This window comes from Pseudonocardia sp. (genome assembly GCF_029263155.1).
Taxonomy (GTDB): domain Bacteria; phylum Actinomycetota; class Actinomycetes; order Mycobacteriales; family Pseudonocardiaceae; genus Pseudonocardia.
Window position 1 is genome coordinate 80,000 of sequence record NZ_JAJCYB010000099.1, and the last position, 13,415, is coordinate 93,414.

Below are 13,415 nucleotides of genomic sequence, written 5' to 3' on the forward strand. Positions count from 1 at the left end.
CGGGTCGATCGCAGCGGGGATCGTCGCGCGCGGAGATCGCTACGCGGCGGGGCGCTCGTGGTAGGTGTCGACGTACTCCTGCTCGGAGAGCTGCGCGATCGCGTCCATGATCTCGTCGGTGACCGCGCGGCGGATCATGCCGGAGCTCTCCAGTCCGTCGTAGCGGGAGAAGTCGAGCGGGGCGCCGTAGCGCACGGTGACCCGGCGGACCCGCGGGAACCGCCTGCCCACCGGCTGCACCCGCTCGGTGCCGACCAGCGCGACCGGGACGACCGGGGCCCCGGTGCCGAGCGCGAGGCTGGCCACGCCCGTGTGGCCGCGATGCAGCCGCCCGTCGAGGGACCGGGTGCCCTCGGGATAGATCGCGAACGCCCCGCCGTGCTCCAGCACCCGGCGCGCCGCGCGCAGGGCCGCGAGCCCGGCCGACGCGGACCCTCGCTCCACCGGCACGTACCCCAGCGCGGACAGGAACGCGGCCAGTGAACGGCCCTTGAGGCCGCGGCCGGTGAAGTACTCGGCCTTGCCCAGGAAGGCCACCGGGCGCCGGGCCGTGAGCGCGATGACGGCGGTGTCGACGGCGGCCCGGTGGTTGGCCGCGATGATCACCGCACGGTCCCGCGGGATGCGCGCCGCGCCGTGCACGACGGGCCTCCAGACCAGCCGAACGAGCGGGGCGAGCAGCCATCGCACGAGGAGATGCACGGGCGGGGAACGCGGCCGGTGACGCCCCGGTTCCCGCCCGTGAGGGACACCACCCGGTCGGCGCACCGGAAACCCGGTTGCGCGGCCGCGGGGATCGGGACACGCTCGGCGACGACATGTGGATCTGAGCGCACCCCGCACCGCCCGCGGCCCGGCCCGGCGGTGCTCCCCCCGTTCCCCGGTGGTGCGCGCATGCCTGCTCTTCTGGCCCATGACCTCGTCAAGACCTACGGCGACCGGACCGTCCTGGACGGTGTGTCCCTCACCGCCGCCCCCGGCGTCCGCATCGGGCTGATCGGGGAGAACGGCGCCGGCAAGTCGACGCTGTTGCGCCTGCTCGCCGGTGTGGAGGAGCCCGACGCCGGCACGGTCGAGCGCCCGCCCGACCTCGGCTTCGGGCACCAGCAGCTGCCGTTCCCCGGCTCGGCGACGGTCGCCGCGGTCGTCGACGACGCCCTGCGCGAGGCCCGCGCCGTGCTGCGGGACCTCGACGACCTCACCACGCGCCTGCCCGCCGACCCCGGGCTGCTCGGCGTCTACGGCGAGCGGCTGGAGTGGGCCCAGGACCACGACGCGTGGGACGCCGACCGCCGCGCCGCCCGCACGCTCGACGGGCTCGGCCTGGCCGGCATCGACCTCGGCCGGCCGCTCGACACGCTCTCGGGTGGGCAGCGCAGCCGTGTCGGGCTGGCCGCGCTGCTGGTCCGGCGCCCTGCCGCGCTGCTGCTCGACGAGCCGACCAACCACCTCTCGCCCGCGCTGGCCGACGAGCTGGAGGAGGTGCTCGGGTCGAGCCCGGGTGCGGTGGTGGTGGCCAGCCACGACCGGTGGCTGCGGCGCCGCTGGACCGGCCGGGTGATCGCCCTCCCGGCGGGCGGGTGGTCGGCCGAAACGCGCCCGCCACGCGGTCGTAACCGGGCGCGGTGAGGATGGCCGCCATGTACCTGAGCCCGCAGGAGCAGGACAAGCTGCTCGTGCACGTCGCCGCGGACGTCGCGCGGGGTCGCCGGGCGCGTGGCCTGCGGATGAACTACCCGGAGGCGGTCGCACTGATCACCGACCACGTGCTGGAGGGGGCCCGCGACGGGCGGTCCGTCAGCGAGCTGATGTCGAGCGGGCGCGAGGTGCTCGCCCGCGACGAGGTGCAGGAGGGGATCCCGGAGATGTTGCACTCCGTGCAGGTCGAGGCCACGTTCCCGGACGGCACGAAGCTGGTCACCGTGCACAGCCCGATCGCATGACGGAGAACTCGATCACCCCCGGCGAGATCCTCCCCGGTGACGGCGACGTGCCGCTGAACCCAGCCCGCCCGCGGACGACGCTCACGGTGACCAACACCGCCGACCGGCCCGTCCAGGTCGGGTCGCACTTCCACTTCGCCGCGGTCAACCCGGGCCTGGAGTTCGACCGGGCCGCCGCGTGGGGCACCCACCTCGACATCCCGGCCGGCACGTCGGTGCGTTTCGAGCCGGGTGTCGAGCGCGAGGTCGCGCTGGTGCCGCTCGGCGGTGGGCGGGTCGTCCCGGGTCTGCGGGTGGAGTTCGCCGGTGCGCTCGACCAGCGCGACCACACTCCCGGCCCCCTGACCTACGGAGAGACGTGACGTCCATCGAGCGCGGTCGCTACGCCGACCTGTTCGGTCCGACCGTCGGCGACCGGATCCGCCTCGCGGACACGAACCTGCTGATCGAGGTCACCGAGGACCGCAGCCGGGGCGCCGGATCGGGCGACGAGGTGCTGTTCGGCGGCGGCAAGGTGATCCGCGAGTCGATGGGGCAGTCCGCGCGCACGTCCGCGCAGGGCGCCCCGGACCTGGTGATCACCGGTGCGGTGGTCCTCGACCACTGGGGCGTGGTCAAGGCCGACATCGGGATCGCGGGAGGCCGGATCGTCGGGATCGGCAAGGCCGGCAACCCGGACACGATGGACGGCGTCGACGACGCGCTGGTGATCGGCCCGTCCACCGAGGTGATCGCGGGCAACGGCCGCATCCTCACCGCTGGCGGCGTCGACTGCCACGTGCACTTCGTCTGCCCCGAGCTGGTCGACACCGCGCTCGCCTCGGGACTGACCACGCTCGCCGGTGGTGGCACCGGACCGGCTGACGGCACCAAGGCCACGACCGTCACCCCCGGACCCAGGGCGATCGGGCGGATGCTGCAGGCGATGGACCACCTGCCGATCAACCTGCTCCTGATGGGCAAGGGCAACACCACCAGCACGGACGCCCTGTGGGAGCAGCTGCGCGCCGGCGCGGGCGGGTTGAAACTGCACGAGGACTGGGGCACGACACCGGCGGCGATCGACGCCTGCCTGCGCGTCGCCGACGCGTCGGGCGTGCAGGTGGCGATCCACACCGACACGCTCAACGAGGCCGGGTTCGTCGAGTCCACGCTCGCGGCGATCAACGGGCGCTCGATCAACGCGTTCCACACCGAGGGCGCCGGGGGCGGGCACGCGCCGGACATCATCGAGGTCGTGTCGCGGGGCAACGTCCTGCCGTCGTCGACGAACCCGACGCGCCCGCACACCGTCAACACCATCGACGAGCACCTCGACATGCTGATGGTCTGCCACCACCTCAACCCCGGGGTGGTGGAGGACCTCGCGTTCGCGGAGAGCCGGATCCGGCCCACGACGATCGCGGCCGAGGACGTGCTGCACGACCTCGGCGCGATCTCGATGATCAGCTCGGACAGCCAGGCGATGGGCCGGATCGGCGAGGTGATCATCCGGACCTGGCAGACCGCGCACGTGATGAAGGCCGCCCGCGGCGCGCTGCCCGGCGACGGCGCGGCCGACAACCTGCGCGCCCGCCGCTACGTCGCCAAGTACACGATCAACCCGGCGATCGCGCACGGGATGGCCGACGAGATCGGGTCGGTGGAGGTGGGCAAGCTCGCCGACCTCGTGCTGTGGGACCCGATGTTCTTCGGGATCCGCCCGCACCTGGTGCTCAAGGGCGGGTTCATCGCCTGGGCGGCGATGGGGGACGCGAACGCCTCGATCCCCACCCCGCAGCCGGTGCTGGCGCGGCCGATGTTCGGGGCGGCGCCGCTGGTCGCCGCGGCCACAAGCCGCAACTTCGTGTCGACGGCCGCGCTGGCGGCGGGGCTCGATCACCTGGGCATCCGCACGCCGTGCGTGCCGGTGGCCGACACCCGCCGCGTCGGCAAGGCCGACATGATCGGCAACGACGCGCGGCCGGACGTGCGGGTGGACCCGGACTCGTTCGCCGTGCGGATCGACGGCGACCTCGTGGAACCGGCACCGGTGGACCGGCTGCCGATGGCCCAGCGCTACTTCCTGTTCTGATCCCCGTGCCGAGGTCACCAGAAGGCGAGCACCACGAGCGTCACGAACAGCGCAGCGATGTAGGAGCCCACGAACGCGGCGATGTCGCCGAAGTGGATGCCGTGGTTGGTGCTGACCTTCAGCACGACTGGCCCGATCCTCGTGGTTGCGGCGACCGCGAGACCGAACAGGGTGGCGCCGACCCAGACGACGGCAATGATCATCATCCGGCCACTGCGCACGGCGACGGGAGGGCTGTTCACACGAGGAGGACGTCTGGCGGCATGCCGGGGTTCCCTGCCGTTCACCGGATGATTATCGCCACAACCCTCTCCCGACACCTCTTGGCCGAACCGTGACGGGCCTGGCCGCGCTCACCCTGGCCGACGCCCGCTTCCCCGGCGGCGGTCACGTGCACTCCGGCGGTGTGGAGGAGGCGGTCGCCCGCGGGCTTGTCACCGGCCCGGCCGACCTGGCCTGCTTCCTGTCCGGCCGGTTGCGCACGGCCGGGCTCGTGTCAGCGGCGTTCGCGGCCGCGGCGGTGCGCGCCGATGCCTTCGCCGATCTCGACGCCGCGCTCGACGCCCGCACCCCGTCGCCTGCCCAGCGGGCGGCGTCGCGTGCACAGGGACGGGCGACGCTGCGGGCCGCGCGTCTGTCGTGGCCCTCGCCCGTGCTCGACACCCTGTGCGTGGTGCACCCGCGCCCGCACCACGCGCTGCTGGTCGGCGCCGTCGTCGGGATCGACGGCGGCCCGCCCGCCGACGCCGCGCGGTGCGTCGCCTACCTGAGCGTCAGCGGGCCCGCGGCGGCGGCGATCCGGCTGCTGGGCCTGGACCCGTTCGCCGTCAACGCCGCGATCGTCGGGCTCGGTGGCACCCTGCGCGACGTCGTCGACGCGGCGGTCGGAGCGGCGGGCGGTCCGGTCGCCGACCTGCCCGCGCCCGGGGCTCCCGTGCTCGACCTCATGGCCCAGTCCCACGTCGTTCATCACCGGGAGAAGGTGCGTCTCTTTGCCAGTTGAGCCCCACGGGCATGGCCACGGCCACTCGCTCGATCCCTCCGCCGTCGAGCCCGACCCGCACACCTCCGACGAGACGACGGGGCGCGCCGTGCGCATCGGGATCGGCGGGCCCGTCGGCAGCGGCAAGACCGCGCTGGTCGCGGCGCTGGCGCGCAGCCTCGCGCCGCGGCTGGCGCTCGCCGTCGTCACCAACGACATCTACACCACCGAGGACGCCGACTTCCTGCGCCGGGCCGGGGTACTGGCCCCCGACCGGATCGAGGCCGTGCAGACCGGATGCTGCCCGCACACCGCGATCCGTGACGACATCACCGCCAACCTCGACGCCGTGGAGCTGCTGGAGGAGCGCTTCGGGGACCTCGACCTCGTGCTCGTGGAGAGCGGCGGCGACAACCTCACCGCCGTGTTCAGCCGCGGCCTGGTCGACCGGCAGATCTTCGTCGTCGACGTCGCGGGCGGCGACAAGGTGCCCCGCAAGGGCGGGCCCGGCGTCACGACCGCCGACCTGCTCGTGATCAACAAGGTGGACCTGGCGCCGCTCGTGGGGGCCGACATGGACGTGATGACCGGGGACGCCCACCGCGTGCGGGCCGGGCTGCCGGTGGTGACCCAGTCCCTGGTGGACGACCCGGCCGCGACCGCGGTGACCGGCTGGGTGCTGGCGCAGGTCGGCGCCGTGCGCGCGCTCGCGTGAGGGCCCGGGCGCGGCTGGTCGTCGAGCGCTCACCGGGCGACGGGGCCAGCGCGGTGCGGGAGCTGCGGTCGCAGGCCCCGCTGACGCTGTTGCCGCAGCGGGGCACGGCCGCGGCGCGTACGAAGGCCGTGACCGTCCACCTACTGGGATCGGCCGCCACCCCGCTCGGCGGCGACGACGTCGAGCTGGACGTCGTCGTCGGGGCCGGGGCCGACCTCGTGCTGACCGGGGTCGCCGCCGCGCTGGTGCTCCCCGCGCAGGGCGGCGAGCCCAGTCGCCTCGCCCTGCGCCTGGAGATCGGCGACGGTGGCAGCGTCCAGTACCTGCCCGGGCCGACCGTCGTCACCGCGCGGGCCGACCACGAGAGCGTCCTCGCCGCCCGACTCGGCCACGGGTCGCGGCTGCGGTGCCGCGAGGTGCTGGTGGCCGGGCGCAGCGGCGAGCGGTCCGGTCGCTACCGGGGGACCACCCGCGTGACCGGTCCGGGCGGGCCGCTGCTGGTACAGACCCACGAGCTCGGGGACGCGGCACTGCACGCCTCCGCCGCCCATCTCGCGGGCCGACGCGTACTGGCCGGTGAGGTGCTCGTCTGGGGAGCGGACCCGGCCGAGGCGGTGGCCGGCGAGTGGTGGTCGCTCACCCCGCTGGGGCGGGGCGGGTCGCTGGCCACCGCGGTGGCGGCGGATGCCGTGACCGCCTGCCGGGAGCTGGCGTCGGCCGTGGCGGCGCATCCGGGCTGGTCCGCGACGGCGACCGCCGCCGCGGACGGAGACGTCACACCGCGTGCTTGTCGCCCCGCGCGGCGTGACGCATGACGGAGAGGATCTCCTCCTGTTCGGGGGTGGTGCCCCGGGTGTGGGCGCGGTGGATGCCGTCGCGGTGCGCGATGAGCGTGATGTCGGGCTCGCCGTCCTCGGAGACCTTCGCCATCGCCCAGCGGCCGAACACGCGCTCGGCGATCGGGGTGGTCTCGAGCAGCTCGACGTGCTCGTGGCGGGGATCCTTCTCGATCTTCTCGTAGAGCCGGCGGACGACGGCCTCCAGCACCTGCACGAACCAGTTGTCCGACAGCAGCAGCGCACCGCAGATGTTGCGCTCCTTGTTGTTGCTCCGCGCCTGGCTGAACAGACTGCCCAGCGCCACCTTGCGGCGGTCCTCCACGATGCGGTTGCGGCTCCGGTAGATCAGGCGGATGACACCCTCGGACGTCGCATCGGCCACGAAAGCCACTCTCCTTTGAATTGTCCGACGAAGCATCGGCCCTTGCAGCCGATCGTCGACCCGCCCGATAGACCGTGGGGTCTCACATTGAGACGGGCATCACAGACTCCGGCGGTCCACCAGCCGCTGGAGCTTGCCGACCGACCGCTCCAGGGTGTCAGGATCGACGATCTCGCAGGTCACGCTCACCCCGACCCGGTCCTTGACCGCGGTGACGAGTTCGAGCGCCGCGGCCTCGCGTCGCTCGAACGGGGTCTCCGGGCGGGCCTCGACGCGCACACCGAGCGCGTCCATCCGGCCGGCGGTCGTGAGCACGAGCTGGAAGTGCGGCGCCAGCCCCGCCGTCCGCAGGACGATCTCCTCGATCTGGGTCGGGAAGACGTTCACCCCACGCAGGATGATCATGTCGTCGCTCCGGCCGGTGATCTTCTGCATGCGGCGCATGCCCGGCCGTGCGGTACCCGGCAGCAGTCGGGTGAGGTCGCGGGTGCGGTACCGGATGATCGGCAGCGCCTCCTTCGTCAGCGAGGTGAACAGCAGCTCGCCCTCCTCGCCGTCGGCCAGGACGTCCCCGTCCAGCGGGTCGACGATCTCGGGCAGGAAGTGGTCCTCCCAGATGTGCAGGCCGTCCTTGGTCTCCACGCACTCCTGCGACACCCCGGGGCCCATCACCTCGGACAGCCCGTAGATGTCGACGGCGTGGATGTCCATCCGGTCCTCGATCTCCAGGCGCATCTGCTCGGTCCACGGCTCCGCGCCGAAGATCCCGACCTTCAGCGACGACGCCCGCGGGTCGAGGCCCTGGCGCTCGAACTCGTCGATGACGGTGAGCAGGTAGCTCGGCGTCACCATGATGACGTCGGGGGAGAAGTCGACGATCAGCTGCACCTGCCGGGGGGTCATGCCTCCGGAGATCGGGATGGCCGTGGCCCCCAGCTTCTCGATGCCGTAGTGCGCGCCGAGCCCGCCGGTGAACAGGCCGTACCCGTAGGCGTTGTGCACCTTGTGCCCGGGCCGCCCGCCCGCCGCGCGGATCGAGCGGGCCATCAGGCCCGCCCAGTTGTCGATGTCGGTCGCCGTGTAGCCGACGACGGTGGGCCGGCCGGTGGTGCCCGACGACGCGTGGACGCGCGCGACCTGGTCCTGCGGGACGGCGAACATGCCGAACGGGTAGTTGTCGCGCAGGTCCGCCTTCGTCGTCATCGGGAACCTGGCGATGTCGGCGAGCTCGCGGCAGTCGTCGGGGTGCACGCCGTGGGCGTCGAAGGACTTCCGGTAGTGGGCCACGTTGTCGTAGGCGCGGCGCAGGCTCCACTGCAGCCGCTCGAGCTGCAGCGCGCGCACCTCGTCGACCGACATGCGCTCGGCCGCGTCCAGCATGTCCCGCGGCGGGGCCTCGCCCAGGCGCACGGTCATCGCGCCACCTCCTTCTTCGCCACCAGCGTCAGCACGTCGTAGCGTGCCACCGACTCGCCGTCCTGGCGGGTGATGTCGGCGTCCCAGCGCACCTCGCCGTAGGCGGCGGAGTCGCGCGGGGTGAGCTGCTTGCAGGTCAGGGTCACGGTGAGCGCGTCGCCGAACTTCACCGGTGCGAGGAAGCGCAGGCGGTCGACGCCGAAGTTCGCGAGCACGGGACCCGGGTCGGGGTCGACGAACAGCCCCGCCGCCAGCGAGACGACCAGGTAGCCGTGCGCCACGCGCTCGCCGAACAGCGGGTTCGCCGCGGCCGCCTCGGCGTCCATGTGCGCGTAGAAGGTGTCGCCGGTGAACTCGGCGAAGTGCTCCACGTCCTCCTGCGAGACGACGCGCGGACCGCCGACGATCGTGTCGCCCGGCCGCAGCTCCTCGAGGTGCTTGCGGAAGGGGTGGACGTCGGTAGCGGTGCGCGCCGCCCCGGTGACCCAACGGCCCGTGATCGCGGTGAGGGTGTCCGGGTCGGCCTGCACGGCGGTGCGCTGCATGTGGTGCAGCACGGCGCGGATGCCGCCCATCTCCTCCCCGCCACCCGCCCGACCCGGCCCGCCGTGCACGAGCTGGGGCATCGGCGAGCCGTGGCCCGTCGACTCCTTCGCGTTGGACTGCGTCAGCACCAGCAGGCGGCCGTGCCACGGCGCGACACCGAGCACCACATCGCGGGCGAACGCCGCGTCCCCGGTGACGACCGAGCCGGCGAGGCTGCCATGCCCGCGCGCGGCGTAGTCGAGGAGCTGGGCGGTGTTCTCGTACGGCAGGAGCGTGGCGACCGGGCCGAACGCCTCCACCTCGTGCGGCTCCGCGCGTTCGGGGTCACCGACCAGCAGGACCGGCGAGAGGAACGCGCCGCGCTCGGCGTCGGCGCCCGTGACGTCGACCTGCTCGGGATCGCCGAACACGATGCGCCCGGCGTCGGCGAGGGCCTTGATGCTGCGGCGGACCTCCTCGCGCTGCTCCAGGCTCGCGAGGGCACCCATCCGGACGCCGTCGGCGGCCGGGTTCCCGACCGTCGTCCCCGCGAGCCGCGCCGACACCGCCTCGGCCACCGCGTCGACGTGCTGGGCCGGCACGAACGCGCGCCGGATCGCGGTGCACTTCTGGCCGGCCTTCGTGGTCATCTCGGCGACGAGCTGCGACACGTACAGATCGAACTCGGGCGTGCCGGGCCCGGCGTCGGGGCCGAGGACCGACAGGTTGAGCGAGTCGGCCTCGGCGGAGAAGCGGACGCTGTTGCGGACGATCGCCGGGTGCGCCCGCAGCGTGGCGGCCGTGGCCGCGGAGCCGGTGAACGACACGAGATCCTGGCCGGTGAGGTGGTCGAACATGTCACCGACCGAGCCCGCCACGAACTGGAACGTGCCCTCGGGCAGCAGGCCCGAGTCGACGACCAGCTCGGCCAGCCTCGCGGTGAGGAACGCGGTGGGGCTCGCGGGCTTGACCACGCTGGGCACCCCGGCGAGGAACGCGGGCGCGAACTTCTCCAGCGGCCCCCACACCGGGAAGTTGAACGCGTTGACCTGGACCGCGACCCCGTGCAGTGGCGTGGCGACGTGCTGTGCGACGAACGTGCCGCCCCGGCTCAGCGGCTCGACGTCACCCTCGACGTAGAGCGTGCCGCCCGGCAGCTCGCGCCGGCCCTTCGACGCGTAGGCCAGCAGCACGCCGATGCCGCCGTCGACGTCGAACTTCGAGTCGCCGAGCGTGGCGCCGGTCCGGGCCGACAGCTCGTAGAGCTCCTCGCGGTGCTCACGCAGGTGCTGCCCCAGCGCCTTGAGCAGGGCGGCGCGCTGGTGGAAGGTGAGCGCGCGCAGCGCCGGGCCACCGACGGTTCGGCCGTGGTCGAGCACCGCGGCGAAGTCGACGCCGGCCGAGGAGACCCGGGCGATCTCCTCCCCGGTGACGGCGTCGTGCAGCGGCCGCCCCTCGTCGGTCGGGGCGTGCCAGCCGCCCCGGACGTAGCTGCGCAGGACAGGTGCCACCGGCGGGCCTCCGTTGACTCACTCTACCGACCGTTCGTTCGGGCGAGACGCTAGCACCCCCCGCCGCGGCGGCCAAGGTCCCGCGCTCCGCCCCCCACCTCCGCCCGGGTTGCAGTGAAGCCACCCCACTGCAGCCAGGTGGCAGTGAAGCCACCCCACTGCAGCCAGGTTGCCGCGGCGGGTGGGCGACCGATCGTTCGGTCGGCGCTACGCTGCCCCCGTGACCGATGACCCCGCCGTGCTGCTCACCCGCGACGACGTCGACCCGGCCGTCGCCCTCCTGACGCTCAACCGGCCCGTGCGCTACAACGCGCTCACCGTCGAGCTGAAGACGGCGCTGCTCGCGGCGGTGCAGGAACTCGCGAAGACCACCGACGTGCGGGCGCTGGTGGTCACCGGGTCGGGCAAGGCGTTCTGCGTCGGCCAGGACCTCGGCGAGCACGCCGCGGCCCTGGAGGCCGACCCGGACTCGGCGTTCGACACCGTCACCGAGCACTACAACCCGATCGTGCTCGGGCTCTCCGCGCTGCCGTTCCCGGTGGTGGCCGCCGTCAACGGGCCGTGCGTCGGCGCCGGGCTGGGCTTCGCGCTCGCGTGCGACCTGCGCGTCGCCGCCGCCGGACTGAAGTTCTCGACCGCCTTCGTCGGCATCGGGCTCACCGCCGACTCCGGCCTCTCGGCCGGCCTCGCGCACGCCGTCGGCGTCTCGCGGGCCACCGAACTGCTGATGCTCAACGAGACCTTCACCGCCGAGGACGCCGCGAGCTGGGGCCTCGTGCGAGCCGTGGTCCCGGGCGAGGAGGTCGTGCCGGCCGCGCTGGAGCTCGCACGACGCCTGGCCGCCGGGCCGACGCTGGCGTACGCGGAGGTCAAGCGGGCGGTGCGCCGCGGGGCGGTGTCCGATCTACCCACGGTGCTGGCGGAGGAGGCCGCCGCGCAGGCCCGGCTGGCCGCCACCGAGGACCACCGCGCCGCCGTCGACGACTTCCTGCACAAGCGCCGGCCGGAGTTCCGGGGCCGATGACCAGCGGTGCCCGCGTGCGGCGCCCGAGCCACGGCCCGGGTTCGCTGCTGGAGGTGGCGGTCGGCGAGTTCATCACCCGCGGCTACGACGCGACGTCGATGGAGGACCTCTCGCGCGCGGCCGGGATCACGAAGTCGTCGTTCTACCACCACTTCGCCGGCAAGGAGGCACTGCTGCGGGCCGCGCTGGAACGGGCGCTCGACGGGCTGTTCCCGATCCTCGACTCCGACGCGGCACGCACCGGCCCGCCGCTCGCGCGGCTGCGGCACATCGTCCGCGGGCAGATCGCGGTGCTCGTCGCCGAGCTGCCCTACGTCACGCTGCTGCTGCGGGTCCGGGGCAACACCGAGACCGAGCGATGGGCGCTCGGGCGGCGCCGGGAGTTCGACGCGCACGTGGCCGCGCTGGTGCGCGAGGCCGTCGACGCGGGCGAGATCCGCGCGGGCGTCGAGCCCGCGCTCGCCGCGCGGCTGCTGTCCGGCCTGGTCAACTCCGTGGTCGACTGGGCCAAGCCGGGCCGGGGCACCACGACCCTCGCCGACGACGTGGCGCGCGCCGCGTTCGAGGGCATCCTCCCCGCCCGGTGATCACCTTCCGCGCCCGCTGCGGGTCGCGGCCCACGGCGGCCGGACCGCTGCGCCTGCACGGCCCCTGATCGTGCGCTGCCATCGCCCGGATCGGGGACGTCGTCCGGCCCGCCGGTCCTCGCGTGTCCCCGACGCTCGCGCACCCTTCAGTCATGTGCGCACGTCGGGACGTGCGCGGATCACCACAAGGTGCGCGGGTGTCGGAGTCCCCGGGATGTCACGCGAGCCGGGCCGCCTGCCGCAACGCCCACTCCCGGGACGGGATCCGGCAACGCCCACCGCGGTCGTGCGCCGCCCGGCCCGGTGCCGCAACGACCGACCCGCTTGCGCGCGGGACGGTCGTGCGGCACCATGAGCCGAACGAACATTCGGTAGGAGGATCCGTGAGCGAGCTCCAGGCCCAGTTCGAGGCCACGATCGACGCTGACCAGCGCATCGAGCCGCGGGACTGGATGCCCGAGGCGTACCGCAGGACGCTGATCCGGCAGATCGCGCAGCACGCGCACTCGGAGATCATCGGCATGCAGCCGGAGGGCAACTGGATCCTGCGGGCGCCGTCGCTGCGCCGGAAGGCGATCCTGCTGGCCAAGGTGCAGGACGAGGCCGGGCACGGCATGTACCTCTACGCGGCGGCCGAGACCCTGGGCGTCGACCGTGAGGAGCTCACCGAGAAGCTCATCGACCAGAAGCAGAAGTACTCCTCGATCTTCAACTACCCCGCCCTCACCTACGCCGACATCGGCGTGATCGGCTGGCTCGTCGACGGTGCGGCGATCTGCAACCAGGTGCCGTTGTGCCGCTGCTCCTACGGCCCCTACGCGCGGGCGATGGTGCGGATCTGCAAGGAGGAGTCGTTCCACCAGCGGCAGGGCTACGAGCTGCTGCTGGCCATGGTCAACGGCACCGATGCGCAGCGCGAGATGGTGCAGGAGTCGACGAACCGCTGGTGGTGGCCGTCGCTGATGATGTTCGGCCCGCCCGACGACGACTCGCCCAACTCCGCGCAGTCCATGGCGTGGGGGATCAAACGGCACACGAACGACGAGCTGCGGCAGCGGTTCGTCGACATGGCCGTGCCGCAGGCCGCCACGCTGGGCGTCACGCTGCCCGATCCCGACCTGCGGTGGAACGAGGAACGGCAGGCGCACGACTACGGCGAGCCGGACTGGGCCGAGTTCAAGGCCGTCATCGCCGGCTCCGGGCCGACCAACGCCCAGCGGGTCGCGCACCGGCGCCGCGCCCACGAGAACGGCGCGTGGGTGCGCGAGGCCGCGCAGGCCTACGCGGAGAAGCAGGCCGCGAGGGTGGAGGTCGCGGCATGAATCCCCCCACGGACAGTGGTAGTGCGCAGACAGCGGCCGCCGCCGCTGACAGCGGCCGGTCCACCGGCGCCGGGTTCACCGCCGAGGGCGGGCAC

14 protein-coding genes and 1 pseudogene are annotated in these 13,415 nt (G+C 73.5%); 10 read left to right on the plus strand and 5 right to left on the minus strand.

The window, feature by feature from the left end; genetic code table 11:
- Positions 1–39 precede the first annotated feature (39 nt).
- Positions 40–702 carry a lysophospholipid acyltransferase family protein gene (locus tag Q1K26_RS20095; protein WP_300015175.1) on the minus strand — a complete coding sequence of 221 codons (663 nt, stop codon included), beginning with the start codon at positions 700–702 and terminating at the stop codon, positions 40–42.
- 192 nt (positions 703–894) lie between these two features.
- Here Q1K26_RS20095 and Q1K26_RS20100 point away from each other — a divergent pair.
- From Q1K26_RS20100 to Q1K26_RS20115, 4 genes and pseudogenes are all read left to right on the plus strand, one after another.
- Positions 895–1,530 (plus strand): annotated as a pseudogene (locus tag Q1K26_RS20100) (ATP-binding cassette domain-containing protein); the annotation flags it as partial.
- Positions 1,531–1,640: 110 nt separating this feature from the next.
- Positions 1,641–1,943, plus strand: coding sequence for an urease subunit gamma (locus Q1K26_RS20105; RefSeq protein ID WP_300015368.1), 303 nt, complete (start codon positions 1,641–1,643; stop codon positions 1,941–1,943).
- 11 nt (positions 1,944–1,954) lie between these two features.
- Positions 1,955–2,305: an urease subunit beta gene (locus tag Q1K26_RS20110; protein ID WP_300015372.1), complete on the plus strand. Its 351-nt coding sequence runs from the start codon at positions 1,955–1,957 to the stop codon at positions 2,303–2,305.
- Positions 2,302–4,017, plus strand: coding sequence for an urease subunit alpha (locus Q1K26_RS20115; protein ID WP_300015178.1), 1,716 nt, complete (start codon positions 2,302–2,304; stop codon positions 4,015–4,017). Before Q1K26_RS20110 ends, Q1K26_RS20115 begins: the two co-directional genes overlap by 4 nt.
- Positions 4,018–4,031: 14 nt before the next feature.
- Here the strand turns inward: Q1K26_RS20115 and Q1K26_RS20120 are convergent, their stop codons facing one another.
- Positions 4,032–4,259 carry a hypothetical protein gene (locus Q1K26_RS20120; protein WP_300015181.1) on the minus strand — a complete coding sequence of 76 codons (228 nt, stop codon included), beginning with the start codon at positions 4,257–4,259 and terminating at the stop codon, positions 4,032–4,034.
- Positions 4,260–4,351: 92 nt separating this feature from the next.
- Here Q1K26_RS20120 and Q1K26_RS20125 point away from each other — a divergent pair, with 92 nt between their 5' ends.
- Genes Q1K26_RS20125 through Q1K26_RS20135 form a run of 3 tightly spaced genes read left to right on the plus strand, consistent with a single transcriptional unit; the run spans position 4,352 to position 6,529 of the window.
- A complete protein-coding gene (locus Q1K26_RS20125; RefSeq protein ID WP_300015184.1) occupies positions 4,352–5,020 on the plus strand; it encodes an urease accessory UreF family protein in 669 nt (222 codons plus the stop codon).
- Positions 5,010–5,714 carry an urease accessory protein UreG gene (ureG, locus tag Q1K26_RS20130; protein ID WP_300015187.1) on the plus strand — a complete coding sequence of 235 codons (705 nt, stop codon included), beginning with the start codon at positions 5,010–5,012 and terminating at the stop codon, positions 5,712–5,714. The genes Q1K26_RS20125 and ureG overlap by 11 nt, the downstream gene beginning before the upstream one ends.
- Positions 5,711–6,529 carry an urease accessory protein UreD gene (locus Q1K26_RS20135; RefSeq protein WP_300015190.1) on the plus strand — a complete coding sequence of 273 codons (819 nt, stop codon included), beginning with the start codon at positions 5,711–5,713 and terminating at the stop codon, positions 6,527–6,529. The genes ureG and Q1K26_RS20135 overlap by 4 nt, the downstream gene beginning before the upstream one ends.
- Here Q1K26_RS20135 and Q1K26_RS20140 read toward each other — a convergent pair.
- The 3 genes from Q1K26_RS20140 to paaZ form a co-directional block, all read right to left on the minus strand.
- Complete coding sequence (locus Q1K26_RS20140) at positions 6,489–6,935, minus strand: BLUF domain-containing protein (protein WP_300015192.1); 447 nt, start codon at positions 6,933–6,935, stop codon at positions 6,489–6,491. The genes Q1K26_RS20135 and Q1K26_RS20140 overlap by 41 nt on opposite strands.
- Positions 6,936–7,034: 99 nt before the next feature.
- Entirely contained in the window at positions 7,035–8,351 is a 1,317-nt protein-coding gene (paaK, locus tag Q1K26_RS20145; RefSeq protein ID WP_300015195.1) for a phenylacetate--CoA ligase PaaK, read from the minus strand.
- Positions 8,348–10,387, minus strand: a complete 2,040-nt coding sequence (paaZ, locus tag Q1K26_RS20150) for a phenylacetic acid degradation bifunctional protein PaaZ (RefSeq protein WP_300015198.1) — start codon at positions 10,385–10,387, stop codon at positions 8,348–8,350. Before paaZ ends, paaK begins: the two co-directional genes overlap by 4 nt.
- A 220-nt stretch (positions 10,388–10,607) precedes the next feature.
- Here paaZ and Q1K26_RS20155 point away from each other — a divergent pair, with 220 nt between their 5' ends.
- The 3 genes from Q1K26_RS20155 (at position 10,608) to paaA (ending at position 13,320) form a co-directional block, all read left to right on the plus strand.
- Positions 10,608–11,411: an enoyl-CoA hydratase-related protein gene (locus Q1K26_RS20155; protein WP_300015200.1), complete on the plus strand. Its 804-nt coding sequence runs from the start codon at positions 10,608–10,610 to the stop codon at positions 11,409–11,411.
- Positions 11,408–11,998 (plus strand): TetR/AcrR family transcriptional regulator, encoded by a 591-nt coding sequence (locus tag Q1K26_RS20160; RefSeq protein WP_300015203.1) that lies wholly within the window; start codon positions 11,408–11,410, stop codon positions 11,996–11,998. Before Q1K26_RS20155 ends, Q1K26_RS20160 begins: the two co-directional genes overlap by 4 nt.
- 383 nt (positions 11,999–12,381) lie before the next feature.
- A complete protein-coding gene (paaA, locus tag Q1K26_RS20165; RefSeq protein WP_300015205.1) occupies positions 12,382–13,320 on the plus strand; it encodes a 1,2-phenylacetyl-CoA epoxidase subunit PaaA in 939 nt (312 codons plus the stop codon).
- The last annotated feature ends 95 nt before the right edge of the window (positions 13,321–13,415 follow it).

Coding starts and splice junctions, on each gene's coding strand:
- Q1K26_RS20160 (WP_300015203.1), top strand. CDS start 11,408: ATGACCAGCGGTGCCCGCGTGCGGCGCCCGAGCCACGGCCCGGGTTCG.
- Q1K26_RS20105 (WP_300015368.1), top strand. CDS start 1,641: ATGTACCTGAGCCCGCAGGAGCAGGACAAGCTGCTCGTGCACGTCGCC.
- paaK (WP_300015195.1), bottom strand. CDS start 8,351: ATGACCGTGCGCCTGGGCGAGGCCCCGCCGCGGGACATGCTGGACGCG.